At 52.8% G+C, this 303-nt stretch carries 1 protein-coding gene; it reads left to right on the top strand.

Features of this window, described 5'->3' with window-relative positions; genetic code table 11:
* A partial coding sequence (locus GPK89_RS10830; RefSeq protein WP_215693056.1) for a hypothetical protein occupies window positions 1-303 on the top strand: 303 nt, incomplete at both ends.

Raw genomic sequence — 303 nt, 5'->3', positions numbered from 1 at the left:
CGGTCGCAGGTGGTATTCCCGACTTTCACTTGCCGCAGGAAAAAAGACCATTCCAGCCGCCGTTTCTTGCTCATTCTTGGCATGGGTGCGCTCCTTTCTGCCGTTTCCGCTGGTGTGGCGGTATCGGCGGTAATTCTGTATCATCTCGGTATCATTTTCGGGGTTTTTCTGCCCTGTAAGCCCGTTAAAAAACCCTTTGGTATTGCGGATAGGGTACGGGGCAGCCCCCTTGTTCTGTATGGGTTCGGGTACATTTTGGGGTGGTTTTTATCGCTCCTGTTCCTGCCTTTTCACAGGCTTGCG

This window comes from Gemmiger formicilis, from assembly GCF_018784445.1.
Lineage (GTDB): Bacteria > Bacillota > Clostridia > Oscillospirales > Ruminococcaceae > Gemmiger.
This window is presented reverse-complemented; position numbering and strand designations above follow the sequence as displayed.